Origin of the sequence: Streptomyces spiralis (assembly GCF_014654675.1) — a bacterium.
GTDB lineage: Bacteria > Actinomycetota > Actinomycetes > Streptomycetales > Streptomycetaceae > Streptomyces > Streptomyces spiralis.
In genome coordinates, this window is sequence record NZ_BNBC01000031.1 from 1 (window position 1) to 21,713 (window position 21,713).

At 65.3% G+C, this 21,713-nt stretch carries 23 protein-coding genes and 1 tRNA gene; 19 read left to right on the forward strand and 5 right to left on the reverse strand.

Translation table 11 applies throughout. From position 1 onward, the window contains the following. Nucleotides 1-307 precede the first annotated feature (307 nt). On the reverse strand, nucleotides 308-709 hold the full coding sequence (locus tag IE318_RS27775) for a hypothetical protein (RefSeq protein WP_189904704.1): 402 nt from the start codon (nucleotides 707-709) through the stop codon (nucleotides 308-310). Nucleotides 710-942: 233 nt separating this feature from the next. Between IE318_RS27775 and IE318_RS27780 the strand changes: the two genes are divergently transcribed. Further along, on the forward strand, nucleotides 943-1,206 hold the full coding sequence (locus IE318_RS27780) for a DUF6959 family protein (protein ID WP_189904706.1): 264 nt from the start codon (nucleotides 943-945) through the stop codon (nucleotides 1,204-1,206). 478 nt (nucleotides 1,207-1,684) lie between these two features. Here the strand turns inward: IE318_RS27780 and IE318_RS27785 are convergent, their stop codons facing one another. Together IE318_RS27785 and IE318_RS27790 are read right to left on the reverse strand one after the other, a co-directional pair. Further along, on the reverse strand, nucleotides 1,685-2,503 hold the full coding sequence (locus IE318_RS27785; RefSeq protein ID WP_229903789.1) for a DUF8758 domain-containing protein: 819 nt from the start codon (nucleotides 2,501-2,503) through the stop codon (nucleotides 1,685-1,687). Between the two features lie 87 nt (nucleotides 2,504-2,590). Continuing rightward, nucleotides 2,591-3,271, reverse strand: a complete 681-nt coding sequence (locus IE318_RS27790; RefSeq protein ID WP_189904708.1) for a DUF488 family protein, N3 subclade — start codon at nucleotides 3,269-3,271, stop codon at nucleotides 2,591-2,593. A 578-nt stretch (nucleotides 3,272-3,849) separates the two neighbouring features. On the opposite strand from IE318_RS27790, the gene IE318_RS27795 reads away from it, so the two are divergent. The 4 genes from IE318_RS27795 to IE318_RS27810 all read left to right on the forward strand — a co-directional run bounded on the left by IE318_RS27795 (nucleotide 3,850) and on the right by IE318_RS27810 (nucleotide 6,921). Next, complete coding sequence (locus IE318_RS27795; protein WP_189904709.1) at nucleotides 3,850-4,620, forward strand: hypothetical protein; 771 nt, start codon at nucleotides 3,850-3,852, stop codon at nucleotides 4,618-4,620. Nucleotides 4,621-4,884: 264 nt separating this feature from the next. Then, on the forward strand, nucleotides 4,885-5,163 hold the full coding sequence (locus IE318_RS27800) for a hypothetical protein (protein WP_229903790.1): 279 nt from the start codon (nucleotides 4,885-4,887) through the stop codon (nucleotides 5,161-5,163). Nucleotides 5,164-5,476: 313 nt separating this feature from the next. Beyond that, nucleotides 5,477-6,799, forward strand: coding sequence for a hypothetical protein (locus IE318_RS27805; protein ID WP_189904713.1), 1,323 nt, complete (start codon nucleotides 5,477-5,479; stop codon nucleotides 6,797-6,799). Nucleotides 6,800-6,831: 32 nt separating this feature from the next. Beyond that, nucleotides 6,832-6,921, forward strand: a tRNA-Ser gene (locus IE318_RS27810). 2,420 nt (nucleotides 6,922-9,341) lie between these two features. Here the strand turns inward: IE318_RS27810 and IE318_RS27815 are convergent. Continuing rightward, nucleotides 9,342-10,436 carry a DUF1152 domain-containing protein gene (locus IE318_RS27815; RefSeq protein WP_189904715.1) on the reverse strand — a complete coding sequence of 365 codons (1,095 nt, stop codon included), beginning with the start codon at nucleotides 10,434-10,436 and terminating at the stop codon, nucleotides 9,342-9,344. Between the two features lie 80 nt (nucleotides 10,437-10,516). Between IE318_RS27815 and IE318_RS27820 the strand changes: the two genes are divergently transcribed. The 14 genes from IE318_RS27820 to IE318_RS27885 all read left to right on the forward strand — a co-directional run bounded on the left by IE318_RS27820 (nucleotide 10,517) and on the right by IE318_RS27885 (nucleotide 20,181). Further along, nucleotides 10,517-11,257, forward strand: a complete 741-nt coding sequence (locus tag IE318_RS27820; RefSeq protein ID WP_189904716.1) for a GntR family transcriptional regulator — start codon at nucleotides 10,517-10,519, stop codon at nucleotides 11,255-11,257. Nucleotides 11,258-11,534: 277 nt separating this feature from the next. Beyond that, nucleotides 11,535-11,972 (forward strand): ATP-binding protein, encoded by a 438-nt coding sequence (locus IE318_RS27825; protein ID WP_189904719.1) that lies wholly within the window; start codon nucleotides 11,535-11,537, stop codon nucleotides 11,970-11,972. A gap of 89 nt (nucleotides 11,973-12,061) precedes the next feature. Beyond that, nucleotides 12,062-12,790 carry a GntR family transcriptional regulator gene (locus IE318_RS27830; RefSeq protein WP_189904721.1) on the forward strand — a complete coding sequence of 243 codons (729 nt, stop codon included), beginning with the start codon at nucleotides 12,062-12,064 and terminating at the stop codon, nucleotides 12,788-12,790. A gap of 125 nt (nucleotides 12,791-12,915) precedes the next feature. Next, on the forward strand, nucleotides 12,916-13,266 hold the full coding sequence (locus IE318_RS27835; RefSeq protein ID WP_189904723.1) for an SCO3933 family regulatory protein: 351 nt from the start codon (nucleotides 12,916-12,918) through the stop codon (nucleotides 13,264-13,266). A gap of 5 nt (nucleotides 13,267-13,271) precedes the next feature. Further along, the gene (locus IE318_RS27840; RefSeq protein WP_189904724.1) at nucleotides 13,272-14,645 is read left to right on the forward strand and encodes an FtsK/SpoIIIE domain-containing protein; all 1,374 of its coding nucleotides are present in this window, start codon (nucleotides 13,272-13,274) and stop codon (nucleotides 14,643-14,645) included. 81 nt (nucleotides 14,646-14,726) lie between these two features. After that, complete coding sequence (locus IE318_RS27845) at nucleotides 14,727-15,350, forward strand: DUF2637 domain-containing protein (RefSeq protein ID WP_189904725.1); 624 nt, start codon at nucleotides 14,727-14,729, stop codon at nucleotides 15,348-15,350. Nucleotides 15,351-15,368: 18 nt separating this feature from the next. After that, entirely contained in the window at nucleotides 15,369-15,560 is a 192-nt protein-coding gene (locus tag IE318_RS27850) for an RING finger protein (RefSeq protein ID WP_189904728.1), read from the forward strand. Then, nucleotides 15,560-15,751: a mobile element transfer protein gene (locus IE318_RS27855; RefSeq protein ID WP_189904730.1), complete on the forward strand. Its 192-nt coding sequence runs from the start codon at nucleotides 15,560-15,562 to the stop codon at nucleotides 15,749-15,751. The genes IE318_RS27850 and IE318_RS27855 overlap by 1 nt, the downstream gene beginning before the upstream one ends. A 10-nt stretch (nucleotides 15,752-15,761) precedes the next feature. Beyond that, nucleotides 15,762-15,956, forward strand: a complete 195-nt coding sequence (locus IE318_RS27860) for a hypothetical protein (protein ID WP_100568067.1) — start codon at nucleotides 15,762-15,764, stop codon at nucleotides 15,954-15,956. Nucleotides 15,957-15,970: 14 nt separating this feature from the next. Continuing rightward, entirely contained in the window at nucleotides 15,971-16,228 is a 258-nt protein-coding gene (locus tag IE318_RS27865; protein WP_189904732.1) for a SpdD protein, read from the forward strand. A 131-nt stretch (nucleotides 16,229-16,359) separates the two neighbouring features. Next, nucleotides 16,360-17,679 carry a replication initiator gene (locus tag IE318_RS27870; protein ID WP_189904849.1) on the forward strand — a complete coding sequence of 440 codons (1,320 nt, stop codon included), beginning with the start codon at nucleotides 16,360-16,362 and terminating at the stop codon, nucleotides 17,677-17,679. Next, on the forward strand, nucleotides 17,655-17,849 hold the full coding sequence (locus IE318_RS27875; protein WP_189904733.1) for a helix-turn-helix transcriptional regulator: 195 nt from the start codon (nucleotides 17,655-17,657) through the stop codon (nucleotides 17,847-17,849). The genes IE318_RS27870 and IE318_RS27875 overlap by 25 nt, the downstream gene beginning before the upstream one ends. Further along, nucleotides 17,846-19,219 (forward strand): tyrosine-type recombinase/integrase, encoded by a 1,374-nt coding sequence (locus IE318_RS27880; protein ID WP_189904736.1) that lies wholly within the window; start codon nucleotides 17,846-17,848, stop codon nucleotides 19,217-19,219. Before IE318_RS27875 ends, IE318_RS27880 begins: the two co-directional genes overlap by 4 nt. Nucleotides 19,220-19,479: 260 nt before the next feature. Then, nucleotides 19,480-20,181 carry a type 1 glutamine amidotransferase domain-containing protein gene (locus tag IE318_RS27885; RefSeq protein ID WP_189904737.1) on the forward strand — a complete coding sequence of 234 codons (702 nt, stop codon included), beginning with the start codon at nucleotides 19,480-19,482 and terminating at the stop codon, nucleotides 20,179-20,181. Between the two features lie 184 nt (nucleotides 20,182-20,365). On the opposite strand, the gene IE318_RS27890 is transcribed toward IE318_RS27885, so the two are convergent. Beyond that, on the reverse strand, nucleotides 20,366-20,836 hold the full coding sequence (locus tag IE318_RS27890; protein WP_229903791.1) for a GNAT family N-acetyltransferase: 471 nt from the start codon (nucleotides 20,834-20,836) through the stop codon (nucleotides 20,366-20,368). Between the last annotated feature and the right edge of the window lie 877 nt (nucleotides 20,837-21,713).

Here is a 21,713-nt window from a genome sequence, read left to right on the forward strand (position 1 = left end):
GGGACTGACGAGAGCGATAGCTTCCACGAAGCCTCCAGGCATGCCACGGCTGATCGTCGCAGGCTACTGGTTGACGCTGGCAGAACATTTCTGGCCTACGCAGCTGCATGACATCAGCTTGGGAAGCTGAGGGCATTTGCAGCACGTTCGTGCCCTGACCTGGACGAACGGCCGCGAGGCGGTCCCGTCGGGTCTGGTCGCTTTCACCGTGATTCCCCGCTGTTCCCCGCTCGATCTGGTGCGCTTGTGGCGGGAGCGGTGCTGTGTCAGGAAGCGGATCCCAAGCGGGCTGGGTCAGCGAACGGCCTTACCACTTCCGCCACTTGTCGGTGATCTGGTACCGGCCGAGTCCATGCCGGGCGGTCAGTGCGACGATGTCGACGCCGTGCTCGGTGAGCGATTGGTCGATGAACTCGCACAGTTGCTCGCGCTCGTCGGTTTCGTAGGCGCTTTCGTTGTGGGCTTCGTTTACGGCGTTCAGGGCCAGGACGACGCGTTCCACGACGCCGAAGATCTGTGCGTCGTCTGCCTCACCCAGCCCGGGAAGCTCGCACTCGAAGGTGTCGAGGACGGCATCGGTCGATGTGAGCAGTTCTTCGGGAAACAGTCCCGCCATGCACGCGCACTCAGGGTCCAGGGTGCCAGCGGCCAGCTCCTCGGCTTCTTTGGCTATGCAGTCGCGCCAGTTCGTCGTAGGTCTCTCAGCCATGGAGCGGACCGTACAGCGCCAGTCTGACAATAGGGCTGAGCACCGAGCAGCCCGTACGCCAGCGTCAGCACTGGTGCACGCTTTCCAACTGTGGTGGTGGGATGGTGGGCGTCGTTCAGGGTCGTTCACCTGCGTTCACCGCTGTCCGCGGGCGCTACGGGCATAGGTCTCGGGTCCGCTGTGAACGGCCCTGAACCAAGCTGAATGAGACGGATACTGAGACGGGAGACCCGATGGAGCGAGTGGAAGCCGAGCTGTTCACCGATGCTGGCAACGACGCTGTGGTGCGCCTGCCTGGCCGTCGCTTTCCAGGAGTCCTGGTCCAGGGCGACACCCTCAGGATCCTCTCCGCCGACGTAGCCGAACTTGTCGAACTCTGCGCGGCCGGCGATCTGGAGGCCCGCCAAGCGGCAAGCCTCATCCAGGAGGAACTCGGGGCGAAGCTACAGCGCTACACCGACGCTCTCGACGCCCACGGAGAGCGACACCCCTTCTGATCCGTAGCTCTATGTGGATCGGTCGATGGTGGTCATAGCAGTCGGGCAATGGCCTCCGGAGGGCGTCACCGGGCGAGGTCGGTTGCTCTGGTTGCTGTACTTCGCTGCTGTACCGCAGCTTCATCGGACCCCGACAAGCGGGACGGCATCCGCCATACTCTGGACACGGCCCGCGTCGGTCGGCGGCTGCTTCCCCCAGTACCGGCCCGTTGTGGAGGGGACCAGCCCGTTCGAGCCGGGCCGGGTGGGGAAGCGACATCCGCTTTAGGAGTTCATTCTCAGCAGCATGCGCGCTGCGGCGTTGCTACTCCAAGGGCTCAAGGCAGTCCCCCTGCTACCGCCAAGGTTCCCACGCTACGGCTCCGTTGCCGTCATCTTCTGCCGTCAGGATCCGCTGAGCCTTCGCTCCTCGCACTTGCTCTCGTCCGTCTGACCGAACTTGGACCGTCAGCTGGGACCGTGCGCTCCGTATTCACCCTCATAGGTCGAACAGACTCTCCTGGAAGTTCTCGACGACATCCCGTCGCGGGTAGAAGAGGCCCAGCAGCAAAAAAGTCTTGGGACGGGCCGCGACGTTTCCGACGAAGCAGTGCACGGCCTTCTCCGGGGTGACCATCCGGTCGAACCAGCGCTCGCGAAGCTTCTCCTCCACGTCATCCTTCCCGTACTGACGAAGGAACTTACGGTACGACTCGCCCGCCTCCCAGTCCCTCAGCCCCATGTCGTGACCACCGCACTCCTGATCCGCACATCGGAAGCTGTACCGGAACTCAAGCGGCACCCACTCCAGTTGGCGAAGGTCCTGCGCAAGTAGATCCAACTGATCTGCCAGGGCCGCCTTCGAAGCGGGCCAGGGCTCGGCAGGAGCGAAGCGGAAGCCAGTGAACTCCGCTGGGCGGAAGACGCCGAGCGAGGTACCCCGCACCTCCTGGTCCCGCCTTATGGAGCACAGGGACGGCGCCACGAGGGGCCGAACATGCGAGAAGCGTTCGCGCCAGCCGTCCGCTGTCCCGAGACGCTCGATGACCTTGAGAGTCTGCAGATTAGGGCGCAAGCTCTCGGGACGGCGGTCCCCATGATGCCGCTGCACGTCGACCTCGACGATCGAGTACTTGGCGAACTGGCTTTCTTCGTTCAACAACCGGAACGGAACCGGGAAGAGCCGCACATGCTGGGGCACCCCCTGGTCGAGCCGTATGCCAGCCACGCAGCTCGTCTCGTGGTACTTCGCGGACAGTTCCGGATAGGTCTTGACCGTGATCATGATCTGTGCGCGCTGCCACTTTCCCGATCCCATGGTTGCCCCCTCCACTGATCTCCCGATCCGATTGGTAGAAGAGGCATGCGTCACCGGCAAGGGCGCGTACAGGGATGAGGGATGAAGTCAGGCCAGGGGCATTACGGGCACTGCGGCCCGTTTGCGGACCATTTCCAGAACGACCTTCCGGTGGCAGCGGCTCTCGTCCTTCTCGAAGCACAGCACCGCGACCCGGGACTGCCGGGCATGCTCCGCGAGGCGCTCAAGATCGGTCTGCGCCTCCTCGGACCGCAGCACCCCACGAAACCGGGCCCGGCCCACGTCGAGGCGGCCGTCCCAAAACGGTGCCCGGTTGTCCTTGGGATTTCCCAGGCTCCGTAGGTGCGTGTACTCGATGCCGGCCTCGGCAAGTGCCTCCCCGAGGCGGGTCTTGCTGAAGCCCTTCTTGCGGCTGATCGGCGTAAGCCGTACGTCCGCCACGACCTCGATACGACTGTCGCGGAGCGAGGTGACGAAGGAGTCGATGTCTCGGCCTTCGTACCCAGCGGACCAGAGGCCGGGAGTCATCCTGGTCTCCCGGAAAAGCTCGTCGAGGGAGACCGCAAGAGCCTCGGCAACCGCTCCGACGGTGAAGAAGCTTGGCTGGATCGCTCCCTCGCTCTCCAGACGGGCAAGCGTTCCGACGGCGATGCAAGCATCCTTGGCGAGCCGTTCACGGGTCCACCCGCGGGCCTCTCGCAACGCTCGAACCCGCTGGGCGAGGACGCATGCGTGGTCGTGGGGACGCTCTGAGTGATGGCCTGCCATGGTCGTGATCCTAATGGGCTTTGAGGCGGCTGGGCATGGTGTGTTCCTGGTCAGCTACGGCGCGGGATCCGCGAAGGGCCCCGGCCTAGTAGTTCACTGTCAGGATGGCAGGTTTTGACGTACGGCCTCTTCGTCCCGAAGCAACTTGGATGGGGGCGCTGCCTTGAGCTGATCTGGCTCTCACCTGCGCTGCCGGTCCGTAGACGTTCGCGCTCATCCGCCGCTGTTCGTCGGCGTTGTCACGCAGTTAGACACTCATCACTGCTGCACCTCTGCGCGTGAATCGCTAGTTCGGGGACGCTGAACGCAGTCCTACACTCATCGTTCCTGCGTCGGCCGGATCTGCAGCACCGGCCTGCCGTGGAGGGGGCTGGCCCGTTCGAGCCGGGCAGGTGGGCTGACATCTGCCGAGGGCCCCCAAGTGGGCCAGCGCCGACTGCGCTCCCGCGGTCGGAATCTCAGCGCTAGTCAGAGCCGAACGGTTCAGGGCTCGGCCTGAGGAGCCCCTTGCGCTGTGGAACCAGGCCTGTGAGACGCCCCATTCCGCCTGACGGCCGCCGCCGCGATGATGTCTGCTCATGAAGGAACTTGTTCTCGCTTTGGTGGCTGCGGTGTTCGGACTAGCTGGCACAGTCGTTGGTGCCCGTGCCGCGAAGAAGGGAGCGTTGATCAGTGCGGAAGTCACCTTGCAGCAAGTTCGCGATCAAGCCGACGTCGATCAAGCCCACTGGCTTCGGCAACAGCGGCTTCAGGCGTACGAAGGTTTCCTAGCAGCCTGGGACGAGTGCCTTCGCATCATTGACTCCGTGGGTCTTCCGGGGAACTCCGACTCGCCGGGAATCAACCCACTGAAGGAAGCTACTGGCCGCATGGCAGAGCGCGCGAGGCGGATCGACATCCTAGGACCAGCCGAGGTGGCTCGGGCAGCGGAAGAGCTCGCCGTCAGTATTCGGCGCGACGTGGACCTAGCCACCAAACTCATGGAACTCGCAGAGTCGCAGCGGCCGGCAGCCGAGCGCATTACCAGCGGGACATTACCAGCGATGGCATCCGCTGTTGAGGCCATGGAGGAGGCTACAAGGCAGATGCAAGAGCTTACGGCGGAGGCAATCGAGGACGTTCGAGTGCCTCCTGGAGCGGACGCGATGTTCGAGGCCTTCGAACGGGCCGAGGAACTCGCTAACGCTGCAATCGCTCAGGCGCACGAGGACAATGATGAATTTGCTGTCTTCCTTGACCAAGCGACTGCGATCGTCGCTGAGCTCAAGAGTAACCAGGAAGCCCGCGAGGGTATTCGCGAGCGGTTCACGACCGCAGCGCGGCACACGCTTGATTCCGCAACTTCATGAGCATGGCGCCGGATGCCGACTCATGACGCAATGAGCGACCAGGAGCTTAGAAGATGCGGGCACGTCTTGGTGGGCCGGGCCCATCGTCCCTTGCGGCCACCGTGCCAGACTGCCGAGGGCCACTGCCGTCCGCCGTCGTTGCCGTCAGCATTGCCGTCACTGCCGTCGGACAGGCCGCGTGTGGGCCTCCTGTCCGCTCTACTGATCACCGGTCTCGCTGACCAGCGGGACCGCGGTGTCGTAGTGATCGGCTACGTTGCACGGGTGACTGACAGGGATCCGCTTGTGCCGGCGCTCACCGGCCTGCTCGTTGACATCGTTTGGTGGCTGGAGAGCTGCGGGGACGAGGAAGTGGATCCGGACTCCGCGGTGAAGATGATGGAGAGCGTCGGCTGGGTGCTGCTGCAACTGCCCTCAGACCAACGCGAACGACTCTTCCAGCTGCTCGCAGACTTGGCCGAAGCGGAGCAGGATCCTGCACGGCGCGAGTTCCTGGCGTCATTTCCCGTCGCCATCGGCATGGTCGAGGACGAGGAGAGCTGAGCGCGGGTCTGGCCGGTAGGAGTCAGTTCAGCCACAACTGATCACGGGCAGCCGTGACCTGCGGTCGATGAATCGATCAGCTTCCTGACCTGCTGCTGAGCCGTCGGCAATTGTCGACGTTGGTCATCATTGAGCGCCCTTCCACGGCCCGAGGACGGCCGGGAGGGCGCTCGCGCAGGCGTGTTCCTGGGGTATGAGGTGGCACTGTGCTTGCTGTCAACCTTGATGGTTGAAGCTAATATCTTGCCACCTGAGGCAGAGCACAGTTGAGCGCCTGCCTTGGAGGCCTGGGTGGGGATCAAGGAGTGCTGTAATGGGTATTGAGCGGTGGGACATTCAATATAAGGCTCACCCGGTGTGGTCTTTGGTAGCCGACCTCCGCAGCCTCCTCAAAAGTCATGAGGAGCGCGTAACGCCCGAGAACCGCGACCATTACGACCGCCTGAATATGGGCCTGTCGTACATCGCCGAAATAGGCCAAGAGCCGGTTATGGTCGTAACCGGTCAGGCTCTCAGTGCTCTTCAGCAGAATCTCGTTAACGTCCAGCAGCACGTAAACGCGTGGGCTACGGGATCTGGATCTAATTACTTGGTCTCAGCTGCAGAGGGCTACCTAGATGCGGCATTCGATACGGTCCGAACCTGGCCACCGTCGAAGGATAGATACACGCGCGGCCTCCGGGCCGCTGCCACGGATTTCGTCACAGACGCCCAAAATGCCATTGAAGGCATCAGAGGGAAAGTCGAGGGTCTGCAAAATAAGATCAACGAGCTGACCGCTACTACGCAAGCGGGTTTCTCAGAGCTGTTGACTGAGGCGCAGGGCAACATACAGGCCACTCAAGCTGAAGTGGAACAGCTGCGGTCAGAGGTTTCCTCCACGACTGCAACAGTTACTGCACAGAGTCAGCGTCTCGACCAAGCCATCAACTCTTACCAAACGAGTTATTCGGAGGCTGAGGCATCGCGGAGCGAATCTCATCAAAGAGCCCTTGAGAAATTTGCCGAAGATACACTCAGCGCTACAGAGAAGGCACGGGCCCAGTCCGAGGAAGCCCTAAGCGCACAGAAAGAAGCAGGTCAACGGATCGTAGACGAGGTGGCCGCACTTCGTGATCAAGCGGTTGAGCTTGTGAATGCAGTTGGTCTGGCTAGTACTGCAACCGAATATGGGCGATACGCTGAACAGGAGCGAAAGTCTGCGAATAGCTGGCGCTTTGGCGCGGTAAGCGTCTTCGCGTGCAGCTTTCTTATTTTTCTCGCCACTCTCTTGGTTAGCCATGTTGACGAAAAGACTCCTTGGCAGTTCATGGCTGTCCGATTTGGTGGCTCGCTTGCCCTGCTCGCGGGTGGCGTATATATGGCTAAGGAATCATCTCAACACCGCCAAGAAGAGCGCCGCGCTAAATCTTTTCAGCTGGACTTGGCTGCCCTCGATCCGTTTATCGTGAACTTGCCGCCGGAGCAACGTGAGTCTATTAAGGCGGCGGCTGCTTCCCGTCTCTTCGTGGAGCGGGGTACGAGTGACGGCACATCAGTGAGCGAGCAACAGAGTGGCGCAACTACTCTGCCGGATGGTGTAACACCGGAGGCTCTTAAGTTGCTGCAATCGCTCGCGGAAACCTTCAAGAAGTAGCCCCACCTCAGAAGGTGAAGCCCCCATAGGTCGGTGGAGTCTCAATGGGGGAGTCAGACCCGAGGCGATCTTGAAAACCGTCGTGGCGCAAGCCACCGTGGGTTCAAATCCCACACCCACCGCGCAGGTGAACGGCCCTTGACCAGGAACATCGGTCGGGGGGCCTTCCCCACGCGCGGTGCCTGCTAGTAACCGTGGTTCCCGTGGGTTCCCGGTCTATCGGGCACGGATGGGGCACGGGCTTCAGTCGCCCTGGAACCACAGATAGCTGCCTGGAGTGCCGGCGCACTGCTCCATCAACTTTGCAAGGTCGTCCAAGGCAGCGAGCTGACGCTCATCGGTGCACCGTTGCCGTAGATCGGGGACCTCACCGAGAGCAACGGCAGCCTCCTGCTCGTTTATCAGAGCATCCCCATACGGATCCAAGGCGGTCAGCCGCCCAGGCACTCCGAGCAGCCGGAGCGAGCCGATCGCATCGGCCAACGCGTCCCCGTGCCCGTACGAACTCTGGAGCAGCGTCGCTCGGGACTTGCGCCAGTTACGCGTTGGCCGTGCTGAGTGCAGCTCCACGTCTATCCCCACGTGCTCATGATGCCTGCCCCAGAGGCTCAGCATCTGATCCGTAGCTCTACAGGGATCGGTCAGCGACGGTCATATAGGTCGCGCATCGGCCCCAGAAGGGCGCTGCGGGGCGGGGCCGGTTGCTGTGGTTGCTGTATCCGGCTGCCGTACGCAGGGTCCTCGTGGGGGTGGCGGCATGGAGCGGGAACTACTCGAACGGTACTGGTTGGCAACGACGAGGCGTCCGTGGCCGCTTTGGCTGCGCTCCGCTGCGGCGGTTCCCACGTGATCTGGGAGGGGACTACGCCTGCTGAGCCGCTCACCCTTATCTATGGACGTCGGCTACGGCACACGCGCCGCCGGGGCATCGAGACCACGAACCTGACACGCGCCGTGGAGCTGCTCGGTCGGCAACAGCAGCCGGTTCGCCTGGGGGAGATTAGGGCTGCCGATGGCTCCTGGACGTTCATGCTGTTTCTGACCGAAGACGGCAGCAGACTGATCGCGTGCACCGGCGTGCGGCGGACCCACGTCTGAACCTCAGCCTACGAAAGCCAGTGACGACGGCGGGGCGTCGAACGCGCGCTTGCCGTCCAGCCGCGTGGCCGCTCACGCAGTTCCAGGTGGTGGCGACCAGGCCGGCGTCGCCGAGGACGGTGAACCGCTGCTGGAGAGTCGACCCACCACCAAGCTAGTGCGATCAGTAGCCGAAGAAGTGAAGGCGTCGGGCTCTCACCTGCGGCCATGTAATTGATCAACGCGGCGACCTGCGTCTTAGCCGTCGACGGTTGTCAGCATTGGCCGTCGTTGACTGCCCTTCGACGGCCCTGAGACGGCCCCGCTCACCGCCCTCGATCCTAGAGCTGGTCTTGGCGCTCCCACTCGGGATCAGACCAGCGGTACAGCTCGAAACCTTCTACACCATATGTGATAAACGGCTTACTTCCATCCTTAATGGGAATTAGTAGCCGTTTACCGTCAATCAATATCGGTAGTTCTAGGTGCCATTGATTGCGCCCGGAGTGGGAATTTACGAAGATGAGGAATTGCTCGGTCTCGCCAGGAGACAAAGCCAGGCTGAGCGGAGCAATTGGAGACCCGTCCTCGTCGACCCACATGGTTGTTCCCATTGCTAGGTCAACCTGCAGCCGCCTCGGTGTTACAGCAGCGCCACCGACCGGGCAGAGGGCAATACACCCTCGCGGTGGCACATCAAGAGGGTGTGATTCATGGCGAACTTTTGGGGGGTCAACCACTACGGAGGCGTTTTCGCGCGCTGTGACGGTCACCCTCAAGGCTGTTTGAAATGCCTCAGCCCCGCCTTGTGCCATAGCCCACGATCGCCAGTCTGTGGGATGCTCAGGTGGTCTACTCGTGGGTCGTCCAGGGAGCCAAACAAAGGCAGGAATCCAGTTCGGGAATCCGGCCCAGACGATAGAGGGGTCCGTTTCGACGTGGACACTCACTGGCTTAATGTGGGTGATTCGCCGAGAAATGGCGGTGATCCTGTTCAATAGCGGCTGGAAAACTGCTGTGACAATCAATGTGGCTAGAACACTGACTGCACTGATAAGTAGGCCGTTCATTTACCCCCCTGGAGGAACCCTGCGCAGTGATCGGGAGAGTATCAACGCGGGCGGCGTAGCGGCTTTGGGCTGGAGCTGCCTTGGCGCGAGTGATCATGGCCCCTTACGCTGGCCCGCGGATCGGGCAGGCTTGTGGACCTGCCCGTTAGTGCCCGATGTGGGGCCATGATCTGGGAGGCTCGCGCCAAGGTGGCTGCCTAAAGCCGTGGAGCCGACCGCCCCAGCCACGACGTGTTCTGACCTCATGCACTGTGTGCCTGTCCTCTTCGGCGGGAGCGGGCGGCCGGCGGTGCCGAGCGGGGCGGAGACATGAGCGCGGGCGCCGCCGGCCGCCCGCTCCCGCCCGGAGGAGCGAAGCGACGACGGGTGCTTGAACCCGTGAAGAAAGTTGTTACTCAGGCTTCGTCTGGGATGTGCCAGAGGGGCGCGTCGTACTGCTCGGGCCGGCTACTGATGAGCAGCTGCCGCAACTCGTCCCGCTGCGATCCGCTGAGGTTCAGGGCCTCGGTGATGCGGCGGAACGTCGTGTGGGTGACTCCGCGGGCTCGGGCTTCGGCCTCGAACTGGCCGAGCTGAGCCCACATCGCGGCCGGGTCAAGCTTCGTGGGCTGCTGCTCCTTCAGCCACAGGGCCTTGTTGCGCTCGTAGTCGATTTCCGAGTAGCCGCAGATTTCGCGGCTGCAGGCCACGGCCTCGTCCAGGTGTGCGGTTGCCATGATGGCGCGGGCCAGCTGGTTGCGGCTGGCAGCGTCGTCCAGGTCGACCTCGTGCACCGTAGGGCTATCGTCCGTGAGTGGTACGGGGAGGCCTGCGTCTCTGATCTCGCATGTGCCTCTCACGCCCCTGGCCGTCGCCGCGAGGAGCGCGGTTGCTTCGGACGGGTGCCATTCCAGGATGGAGCTGATCGCCTCCACGTCGTTCGCGGTGAATGTGTGGACGACGGGGCCTAGCACGTCGCCCAGGTCTGCCGGCGGGAGTTCGCCGTCCAGCCCCGGACCCACTACCAGAAGCCGTACAGGTGCATTTACCTGGCAGCACGCAGCCAGACTGAGGGCGTCGCCGAGTGGGCTCTTCAGTGTCGGTTCGTCGCCCCGCGCGAGGATGTCCCCGCCCACGTCCAGGAGGTCGATCGACTCGGGCTCCAAGTGGCTCACGAGGTCTTCGAGCTGGTGCGTGAGGCCTTCTGCTCCCTGGTAGGGGTCGAGTAGCGCGAAGGTATGCGGGAGCTCCGCTGCGAGTCGGGGGAGTGTGGAACCTGCAGGTGCGATCGGGCGGGCCTGCGCCGGCACTGCCCAGACGGCCGGGGTGAGGCGCTCCAAGCCGGTGAAGTCGGCGGCTCGCCGCGGGCCTGGTAGCGGATCGATCAGGAGGCGGTCCCACGCATACGTGAGGATCACCGCCTGGTCATCGTCGCCGTAGAGGGCGGCGTGAAGCATTGCGGCGGCGACTGCGTCGCCACCTCCTCCTGCTGCGACGATCAACCGCGTCATGCGATCAGACTACGGGTTCATAGGTTGACCACTCACTCTATAGTGGCCAGAGGCCATAGCCACTTGGACAAGGAGGGGAGATGCCTCAGATCGAAGAGGCTCAGCCGAAGTATCTCCAGATCGCCCACTACATCCGTGATCAGATTCTCCGGGGCGACCTGCGGCCGGGGGACGAGGTCCCCTCGGAACGGCAGCTCGCCGCGGACTGGAAGGTGTCCCGGCCCACGGCCGCGCGGTCACTGGAAGCGCTGAGCCATCAGGGCCTGGTCGAGAAGCGCCAGGGTTCCGGAACGTACGTGCGCGGTCTTGAAGTGAACCGGCGTGCCCGGGAGTTGTACGGGCGGGCCCGGCAGACTGGGAAGATCTATACGCCCGGAGAGTACGCGGTGATCACTTCGGCTGGTTGGCTGGAGGCTCCGGACTACGTCGCTGAGGCCTTGGGCCTGGCGAGGGACCGTCGAGCCGTGCACCGCCGGCGCGTGACGAACAACCAGAACGGTCCGATCACGCTGTCCACCTCGTGGTTTGCGTCAGACGTTGGTGAGCGCGCGCCCAAGCTCACGGATCCCGAGCGGATCCAGGAGGGGACGCTCATGTACGTCGAGAGGATGACTGGGCGTCAAGGCAGTTACGCAGAAGACCGCATGTGTGCTCGGGCCGCCACGGACGAGGAGGCGGCCGACCTGCGATTGGAGCCGGGATCCGCGGTTCTCATCGTCCATCACGTCGTCTTCGACCTCCAGGATCGGCCTCTGGAGTTCGCGGAAGCCACCTACCCGCCTCACCGCTGGGCCTTCGAGCAGGGCTACCCGCTCACCTGACGGCTCGCCAGTTGCGGCGAACCGCTTGCGCCGTCGAAGTGGCCAATGCCACTATCCAGAAAGTGGCTAAGGCCACTTGATGGGAAGGGGGCACGACGTGACGAGTCGGCGGCCGAAACAGGATGCGCGGTTAGCTTGCCGCGGGTGTCGGGGGCGTGGTTGGAAGCGCGTCGGCTCCCGGACGGCGCTGGCGCTCTCCACGGCCAATGACCGCAGCCGTGCCACGTCGAAGCGGCGCTGCCTCGACTGCGACGGCAGCGGCAAGGAGTGAGCACGCATGGCCTACACGATCGACCGTTACCCCTGCGAGGACTCACCGCGACTCGGAGCGATGACCTTGCAGCCTGTGCCGGAGTCCGTGCCCCGCGCCCGACGCTGGTTCCGGAAGTTCATCGCTCCGTACAATCCGGCCTGCTCGGTCGATGACTGCACGCTGATGATCTCGGAGCTGGTGACCAATGCCATCCGCTACGGGAAGTCGGATGATCCCTGGCTGGTACGAGTCGAGTGGTTCCGCGAGGGAAGCTCGCTCCGCGTCGAGGTGCACAACCCGGGTTTCCCGGCGAACGTGCGGCTGCGGCGGCCGGAAGCGAACGACGCTCACGGGCGGGGGCTGCTCTTGGTCGACTCCATCGCCGACTCCTGGCACTCCGGGCCAAGCCACCTCGGCGGAACGGTCGTCTCCTTCGTGGTGGCTGATGCCTGGCCGGCGTGATGGGATAGCCCATCCCTTCTACTGTCGGTGTGAAAGTGTCGCTAGTCTGGTTGACCAGTTGACTTGGCCAATCCCGACAGGCGGCGTTCATGGCGTATGAAGTGGAGCCACCGAAGTACGTGCGCCTCGCGCAGACGCTTCAGCGCCGCATCGAGGACGGTACCTATGCGCCGGGCAGTCGTGTGCCGAGTGAGAACCAGCTGGTGCAGGCCTTCGGAATGTCCCGCCCGACCGTCGTCCGGGCGCTGGAGCTGCTGAAGCGGGACGGTTGGCTTGAGTCCCGCCAGGGGTACGGCACGATCGTCCGTGGTCGTCCGGAAGTCGTCGAACGGAAGGACCGGCGGGGGCGTGAGGCGCTGGAGCGCGACGAGTCGCAAGGCGCGGGCCGCCTGATCGACGTCGGGCACGTGCCTGTTCCGGCTCGGATCGCCTCGGCCCTTGGCCTGCCGAGGAAGGCCGAAGTCCTCATGCGCCGCTTCTTGGTCGAGGAGGATGGCGAAGCTGTCGAGTTGGTCTCGTCGTACTTCCCCGCCGGCCTGGTCGAGGGCACTGAACTGGGATCTGATGCACCTCTGAGCGGGAGTGCCCGCGAACACGTCGAAGCGCGAAAGAAAGTCCGTTTCGACCACGTGATCGAGCGTGTGTCTGCTCGGCTGCCTGAGACCAGTGAGGCCGAGCTGTTGGATCTGCCGGACGGTGTTCCCGTGCTGAGCGTCCTGGTTGTCGCGTGTGACGCCTCCGGTCGGTCGTTGCAGGTCTCTGATGTGCTCCTTCCAGCTGACCGGCAGGAGCTCGAAGACACCTACCGCTTGAACTGACCCGTATCTGGGGGGACTTACCCCCGATAGCGACTTGACAAGTCAACCTGTCATCTCTAGCTTCGAACTTGCTAAGTCAACTTGTCAGGCCGACAAGTTGATCGACTTCAGAAGGAGCAATCCCTGTGCGTGTGATCCGCGTTGACGCCTCGGCCGCCACGATCCTGCTCACCGAGGCTCCGGCACCGAAGGTGCGTGACCGGCAGACCGGTGAGATCGCCAAGGACGCCGTGAGCGGCGAGGCACTGATGACCGTCGGCGTCGTCTACATCGAGGAGGGCGATTCGTCGCTGATCCAGGTCACCATCCCCGAGAGCGGTGTGACGGACGGGCTGACCGTCGGCGCCCCGGTCTCGCTGCCGGGTCTGGTGGCTCGGCCGTGGGAAAGCGTCTTCAACGGCCAGCAGCGCCACGGCATCGCCTACCGGGCGACCGCCGTTGCTCCGGGCGACTTCCCGATGGCTCAGGTGGGCTGATCCCCGTGACGGACCTGGTGACGTTGGCCGAGCTGGGCGGTCCGCTTGCTGCGATAGGCGGCGCCGCCTATGCCCGGCACGCCTACCCCGCGGCGTACTGGTCCACGGTCGGGCTGCCGCTCTCGGTGACCCGGCTGCTGGCCTTGTACTCCTCGACCATGGACGCCTGCGGCCTGACCGTGGAGCCGTCCCGGTGGCGGGCGCTGGCAGTCCGGGCAACCACCCGTCGTGAGGTCCGGCCGGTGCCTCCCCGACGGGGCATCATCCGGCCCACCGCGACCGGCCTACGCATGCGGCTGAGGCTGGCTCCCGGGCAGGAGCCGGCGGACGTGACGGCCTCCGCCGAACGTCTGCGGCACGCCTGGGGCGTCCACGCCGTCCACGTGCGGGACATCAGGCCTGGCGTCGTCGAACTGCGACTCGTCGGCTTCGACGTGCTGCGGAAGGTGCGGATGCCCCGTCGGCTCAATGGCAGCCCGCTTCAGGTCCCGGTGGCGTTACGCGAAGACGCGACCGCGTTCGTACGGGACTACCGGACCGTTCCGCATGAGCTGGTGCTCGGCGCCACGCTCTCGGGCAAGTCCATGTACCTGCGGAACCTGCTGACCGGGCTTGCCGCTCAGCCGGTCGTCCTGGTCGGCATCGACTGCAAGCGCGGGGTCGAGCTGGCGCCCTTCGCACCCCGGCTCTCCGCCCTGGCAACCGATCCGGAACAGGCGGCCGAGCTGCTTCCCGCACTGGTCAAGGAAATGGAGGACCGATACGACCTGATCAAGGCCCGGCAGGGCATCGCGCCCGGCACCCTGGAAGAGCTGATCACCTCGGACGTCTGGGGACTTCCCCAGGACGAACGTCCCGCTCCGATCGTGCTGTTCATCGACGAGGTGGCCGAACTCTTCCTCGTCGCCACGCGGAAGGAGGAGGAACGACGGGACGAGATGGTGACCCGGCTCATCCGGCTCGCCCAACTCGGCCGGGCCGCTGGGATCTACCTCGAAGTCTGCGGACAGCGCTTCGGCGCCGAGCTGGGCAAGGGCGCGACCATGCTCCGCGCTCAGCTCACCGGACGCGTCTGCCACCGCGTGAACGACGAAGCCTCGGCCAAGATGGCGCTCGGCGACATCGCCCCTGAGGCCGTCCTCGCGGCCTGCGCCATCGCCCCCGAGCTGCCCGGCCTGGCCGTCGTCGGCGACACCTCCGGCGGCTGGTCCCGCATCCGTACCCCTCACCTCTCCCTCGCCGATGCTGCGGCTGTCTGCCGCGCGACGGCGGACCTCGCCCCCGACGTACCGGCGCTCGATCCCTTCCGGCCGTACGTCCCACCGATGCCGGTGGAGGCGTCCGGGCCCGTGGCCACAGCTCGCCCGGTCACCGAGTAAGCGCACCCGTCCACGGCCGGCACGGCCGTCCCGTGCCACGCCCCTACCCCCTCCATGCCTGGAACCGGAAGGAGTCGCGCCGTGCGTGCCCTGCCCGTCCGCCTCGACGCCGTACTCGTCCAAGCACTGATCGCCGCTGCCTTGTCCTTCGCCCACCTGCACGACCTGGCCTCGGCTGCCGGACAGCACGGATGGAAGGCATGGGCGTACCCGGTCTCCGTCGACCTGCTGCTTGTGGCGGCCTGGCGGCGACTCCGCTCCGGCGGCGGGAAAGCGGCCGGGTGGTGCTGGTTCCTCGTCGCACTGACCGCCTCGCTCGGCGCCAACGTCGCCACGGCCGGGCTGCTCGAACTGGGCGCCGTGCCGGCCTGGCTGCGCATCCTCGTCGCCGGATGGCCCGCGGTTGCCTTCCTCGGCGGAACGCTGCTCGCCCACGGAGCAACCGCAGACGCCCCAACGGCGGAGCGCGAGTCGGCCCCAGAACCCATGGCGCCCGAAGCCCCTGCACCCAAGTTGCTCACTGCGGAGCCGGAACCGGCTCTGCCCCCGACACACCCGGTACCGCCGGCGCTCGTCACGCTCGCGCGCAAGGTCGCCGACGAACACCACGCCCGGACCGGAACACCCATCGACACCTCGACCCTTCGTGCCCGGCTCGGCGTCCCGCTGCCGCTGGCCGAAGCCATCGCCGCCCAACTCACCTGACCCGGAGGATCTTCCACCGTGCGCCCGTCCACGCTCCGCGCGCTCAACCGTGCCGCTGAGCTGACCCGACAGAACCGCCTCACCGAAGCCGTGCTCATCGCCGAACCCGTGATCCTTACCGCCGACAGCTACGAGGGCGACGAGATCTTGCGCTGGCTGGCCGAGCACGTCACCGACTTCACCGGCGAAGACCGGAGGGAGACCCGCTGATGGCCGCCAACCGCCGCTTCCGCAACGTCGCCCGCATCGGCCCCGTCCAGGTCGCCACCTACTACGACGGCCAGGGCCGCGAGAAGCACACCGCCGCCTGCACGGCTCCGCGCTGCGGCTTCGCCACGGACTACGACAGCCGCGCCGCCGCCGAGCTGGCCGCCCGTACCCACCGCTGTGCCGTCCGCTGAAGGAGCTGCCGTGACCGTCTCGCTGCCGCTCGTCTTCGTCCTGGGCGTCATTGCCTGGGCCGCGATCAAGTTCCTCGGCGTCCGGCTCTGGGTCGCCGTCGTGATCGCTCTGTTCGGCTTCTGGCTCTCGCACACCTTCCTCGCCCCCGCCATCGAATCCGGCACCCGTTCCGGGGTCGGCGTCGTCAACGGCACCCACGAATGACAAGGAGGTCCGCCGTGCTCCGCCCCAAGCCGCCCGACATCCCGACTCTGCCACCGACAACCGTCACACCTCAGCAGGTGCAGGCCCCGGCCTCCTCCGCCGGCCGCCCGGTCGTCCCGTACGTGGGCGTCGGTGTCGGCGCGGTCGCCGCCGTGGTCGTCGTCGGAATCGTGCTTACCGCGCTCCTCGCGGCGGTCGCCGTCTCGGCCGTGTCCGTGGCCATCACCGCCGTGGTTCTGCGCTCCCTCCTCAGCAGCGCGAACAAGCGCTGACCGGCCGCCGGGGCGGCAACACGCCGCCAAGCATCCCGCCGCCCCGGGGCCGTCCCTCCCGACAGCCGAAACAGCCGAAAGGAACTCCCATCATCACCCGGCAGACTCCGCCCCCGATGGCGGAACTCTCCATGCTGGCCTCCCTCGGCACCATGCCCGAGCTGGCCCACCAACTTTCCGGCCTGGGTGGCTGCACCCACCCCGTACGCCTCGACGGCCACCGCACCGAATACGCCGTGGACCAGACGACCGGCGAGATCGGCCGCGTCCTGCACCACCTGGACTCGTCGACGCTGCCCTCCGGTCAGCTCCTCGTCCGCTGCAACAATCGCCGCGCCACCCGGTGCGCTGCCTGTGCCGAGACCTACCGCCGCGACACCTACCACCTGATCACCGCCGGACTCCGCGGCGGCAAGGGCACCCCCGAACGGGTCGCAGTCCACCCGCGCGTCTTCGCCACCTTCACCGCCCCCAGCTTCGGACCGGTCCACAACCGCCCCTCCGGCGGCCGGGACTGCCGCTGCGGCGCCCGGCACGAGGAAGGTGATGCCGTCCTGGGGACGCCCCTCGACCCGGAGACCTACGACTACGAAGCGGCCGTCCTGTGGAACGCGCATGCTGGGGCTCTGTGGCGGCGGTTCTCGATCTATCTCCGCCGGGAGGTTGCCAAGCGGGCCGGCCTCACGCAGCGGGCGTTCCGAGACCACGCCCGGATCTCCTTCGCGAAGGTGGCCGAATACCAGAAGCGGGGCGCCGTCCACTTCCACGCCGTGATCCGCCTCGACGGCCCGGAGGGCGGCGACTCCCCACCTCCCGCCTGGGCTACGGCCGAGCTGCTGACCGATGCCATCCGGGCCGCTGCCACCACCGCACGAGTCGACGGACCGATGATCGACGACCAGGCACATACCTTCGTCTTCGGCCGCCAGCTCGACGTCCGCCCGATCCGCTCCGCCGACTTCGACGACGGCCAGGAGCTGACTGAGCGAGCCGTAGCGGCGTACATCGCCAAGTACGCCACCAAGGGAGCAGAGGCCACGACCGGCAGCCTGGACCGGCCGATCAGGTTCCTCGCCGAGCTGGCCCAAGCACGGATCACTGAACACGCCCGGCGCATGATCCGAACCGCCTGGACCTTAGGCGCCCGCCCCGAGCTGTCAGACCTCCGTCTGCGGGCCTGGGCCCACATGCTCGGCTTCCGCGGCCACTTCTCCACCAAGTCCCGCCGCTACTCCACCACCCTCGGCGCCCTCCGCGACGCGCGCGCCGACTGGCGCCGGGCCCAAGCGGCCGCACCCGCCCCACAGGACGGCGAAACCACGCTCGTCCTCGCGCACTGGGTCTTCGCCGGTACCGGCCTGTCCCGCGCCGAAGCCTGGCTTGCCGCATCCCTCGAACCCGCCCCCGGAACGGAAGGAGAGCCGACATGGACACCCGCCGCGACGAGTTGATGACTGTTCGCCAAGTCCTGGACGAACTGGGCGGCGTTTCTCGACGGACGTTCTACCGCTGGCGCGAGCTGGGCCAGGGGCCAGCCGCATTCAAGCTTCCCAACGGCGAGCTGCGAGTCTGGCGGAGCGACTTCGCCGCTTGGCTGCGGCAGTTGGAGGCGGCGGCGTGAAGTCTCTCGATGTGAAGGTGTGGGGCGTCCGGAAGAGGAACACCAAGAAGTCGTCTTATGACGTCCGGTGGACTGTCGCCGGGAACGTGTTCTCCGAACAGTTCCGTACCAAAGGGTTAGCGGACCACTACCGTTCCAAGTTGCTCCGCGCCACCCATGCCGGCGAAGAGTTCGACACGGCGACGGGACTGCCTGACTCACTGGTTGAAAAGGCACCGTCGAAGACCTGGTACGCCTTCGCGCTGGAGTACCTGGCGATGAAGTGGCCCCACGCCGCACCGAACACGCGCAACGGGATCAACGAATCGTTGACCGCCGTGACGGTAGCCCTTCTCGACGATCGTCCGGGGCGGCCGTCCGATGAGCAGCTCAGGAGGGCTTTGCGGAACTGGGCTTTCGTCGTTCCTGGCCCGGAGGGTCGCGATCTGCCGACCGAGGTGGCGAACACGTTGCACTGGGTCGCCAAGGCGTCGCGTCCTCTCTGTGACCTCGGTGACCCTGCGATCGGTAGGGCTGTGCTGGACTCCCTCAAGCTGAAGCTCGACGGAACGGCGGCAGCAGCGGAGACCGTACGGCGCAAGCGACGGACACTCGTCAACGCAATGCACTACGCGGTGGACCTCGGTGAGTTCAAAGAGAACCCGATCACGGGCATCCGCTGGAAGAAGCCGAAAGTCGCCGGGGAGGTCGATCCCCGCGTGGTCGCCAATCCCGAGCAGGCTCGTTCCTTGCTCACCGCCGTCTCGTACGTCGGAGGATACGGCCGCGCTCGTGGTCGCCGACTCGTCGGCCTGTTCGCCTGCATGTACTACGGAGCCCTGCGCCCGGCTGAGGCCGTCGGCCTCACCAGTGCGGACCTGAAGCTCCCCGAGGTCGGCTGGGGGACAGCGCTGTTGAACCGGACGCGCCCCAGTGTCGGCAAGCAGTGGACCGACTCCGGCGAGACCCATGATGACCGTGGTCTCAAGAACCGACCGGTGGAGGAGGTCCGGCTCGTGCCGATCCCACCGCAGCTCGTCACCATCCTCCGGCAGCACCTCGACACGTTCGGCACCGCCGAAGACGGGCGGCTGTTCACCAACGAGCGCGGGGGAGTGGTCGGCTCGTCCACGTACTACCGCGTTTGGCAGGAAGCACGGGCGTTGGCGCTCCCGCCGGCCGTGGTCGCCTCGCCACTTGCCGCCCGGCCCTACGATCTTCGGCATTCCGCACTGTCGACGTGGCTCAACTCCGGAGTAGACCCGACAGAGGTCGCGGAGCGCGCGGGTAACAGCGTTGAGGTGCTGCTGTCCCGCTACGCCAAGTGCATCGACGGCCGACAGGAGATCGCCAACCGCAAGATCGAAGGGCTGCTGCGCGAGTACGAATGAGCGAGCCTGCCATCAGGCACAGGGCCCCTGGACAACCCGGGGGCCTTCGGCATTGTTGGGACTTGACTTTGCCGTGCCAAATCGATCGGTCTACGGTTGTTTTCGGGATCTCCCTGACGTCCACCCTTCAGTCAATGAGGAGGCGGGGCTCAGCGAGCAACCTCGCTCTGACCGCGGAACGAAGGTCAAATGCCACGGCTTTCTTCAAGTCGAGGCGTCGTTCGGTAGGTGAACACACGACTGGAGCGAGAGAAGAGATCATGGCAACGACGAAGAAGATCCTGGTCATCGTCACCAACGTCGGTGAGTACGAGAAAGTCGGCATGCGTACGGGGCTGTGGCTGGGGGAGCTGACTCACTTCTGGGATGTGGCTGCTGAGGGTGGTTACACGATGGACATCGCGAGTCCTCAGGGCGGCAGGATCCCGTTGGATCCCGAGAGTCTTTCCCATGAGGTTCTCGCAGAACTGGGCACCGACAAGCGGTACCGGGACCGAGCGTTCATGGATCTCCTGGAAGACACGAGGAAAATATCCAATGTGCATCTCGACGACTACGACGCGATCTACCTCACGGGCGGTCACGGGGTGATGTTCGATTTTCCGCAAACCCCTGAGTTGGAAGAACTGATGGCGCGGTTCTATGAATCGGGACGCGTTGTGTCTACGGTCTGCCACGGCGGGACTGGTCTGCTCAACGTCGTTCTGAGCAACGGCGACCCCCTCGTCAAGGGGAAGAGGGTCACGGGCTTCTCCTGGCCCGAAGAGGAACTGGCGAACCGAGCAGACGCCGTGCCTTACAACCTGCAGGAGAGGCTGAAGGAACTCGGGGCCGACTACAGCACGGCCGACAAGCCCTTCGAGTCGTATGTCGTCGAGGACGGGCGGCTGATCACGGGCCAGAACCCTGGTAGCGCCAGGGGAGTGGCAGAGGCGGTTCTGAAGCAGTTGAGTACGGCCTGAGCGCGGCGGCAGCAGCCTCTTGGGTCGCGGCGGCCGGCAGGTGGCCTCTCTCGACATCGGGTGACCCCGATCTGGGTCACTTGGGGCGGGCATGCAGCTGGCGGGCATCGACTTCCAGGTGCCCACCAGCCTCTCGTCGTGTGACCACCTCAGGGCAAAACTGTCCGCGCTTCCGTAAAACAGCTCATCGAGCGGGGAAGGTGAGTCGCAGAACGATCTCGCCGTCGTCGATCTCCCCGGTGGGCTCGAACCCGAACTTCTGGTAGAAGGGCCACGGCTCGCCGTCGCCGGGCTCGTAGCTGGTCAGCAGCTCGGTGGCGCCGTCCGCGCGCACCAGGGTGGCGACCTGCGTGAGCGCCTCTCGGCCGATCCCTCGCCCCTGGTACCGCTTGTCGACGAGGAGGCGCCAGAGGAAGTGCCGCCCTTTGTAAGGACCGGCCGGCGGTTTCCACGACAGCATCACGAAGCCGACTGGCTCGTCGCCGCGGTACACGGCGCGGTACCAGGGATTGGCCTCCGGTTTCTTCGCCGCCTCCTTGAGGGAGTGGGACACCGAGGCGACGAACTGCTTCTGGTCACGTCGGACGCCGAGGGCACGGACGGCGTCCCGGTCGTCGTCGGTGATCTCCCGTAGGTGCACGCCCGGGGATCTCATGCCACACACCTTCCGCATCCGGCCGCTGCGCCGTCCAGGCCTACGTGATGAGCCGCTACCGGGCGGCATTCCCGCGCATTCGCGTTGTCGAGGCCTCCAGGTCGGACGTCTTTGCAGCGTATTCGACACAGGCGATCTGGAGCGGGACTGGCACGCTGGGCTGTGACCGCGTCCAAGGCAGCTCCTAGGAGAGCAACCCGGCCTGGTCCCGGACGCCCACCCGGCTCGAAGAACCGCAAGTCAGCCCCACGCCACGAGCCCGGGAAGACCGTGAAACGAGTCGAAACCCTCACCGAGCATGTCCGCCTGAAACAGCAGCGAGGTTAAAGATCAAGCTGATGGGATGGCGGTCTGCCATTGGCTCGTTCCATAGCCCGTCTGCGCCCCGGTGACCCTCAGGTCTGTGGAGAGGCGCGTTGTTGCGGGTGATCAGGAGAGCCGCGATCTGAGTGTGTCGGAGGTGTGTCGCGAACACCACCTGGAGATCTGCGGGCAGCGCTTCGGCTCCGAATTCAGACCCGCGTGCAGCTGTCAAGTCACGAACATCCGCGACATGACAGAGACAGGGAAAACTCCAACGCTAGGACGAGGTAGAAAAGTTCGAGCTCAGGGAGCTTCTCATGACAACGACGCACATCTCTCGGACGTGGCATCTTCTGGTGCTCGCCGCCTCGACCGCCCTGGTTGCGGGAGGCGCGCTGTTGCCCGCCAGCGCATTCGCCGCCACGACGACACCGCACACCGGCACCGCAACCACGATGGCAGCTCACGACGGTCACGGCGACCACGGCAAGGGCGACAAGGGCGATACCGATTCGTATCCGTACCCCGAATGGCAGCCCAATTCGTACTACACCGATTCGTACCCCGGTTGGCC